At 67.9% G+C, this 302-nt stretch carries 1 pseudogene; it reads right to left on the minus strand.

What is annotated here, in order from left to right:
* Positions 1-302: pseudogene (locus QM019_RS12740) on the minus strand (dihydrofolate reductase); the annotation flags it as partial.

Below are 302 nucleotides of genomic sequence, written 5' to 3' on the forward strand. Positions count from 1 at the left end.
CGTCGACCTTCGTCGCCCCTCCCACCGGCGAGAGACGAATGTCGTCGCCGAGATACTCGCCCACGACCCGGCTGCCAGGCAGCACGCCCTGCTCCCGGAACATCCGCATCGACTCGAGGTCGGCCTGGAGTGGCTCGCCGAGGCGGCGCACCTCGGCAACATCGCCCGAAGAGATCTCGGCCTGGTCGAGCGAGGCTACGCCGCGAAAAAACTCCACGTCGGGCTGCAGACCGCAGTCGACCTCCGAAGGGATCGGCGTGCCGTACGGTGACTCGGTCGGCTCCCCCAGCAGCTTGTAGATG

The sequence above is a fragment of the Gulosibacter sediminis genome (assembly GCF_030011715.1).
Classification (GTDB): Bacteria; Actinomycetota; Actinomycetes; order Actinomycetales; family Microbacteriaceae; genus Gulosibacter; species Gulosibacter sediminis.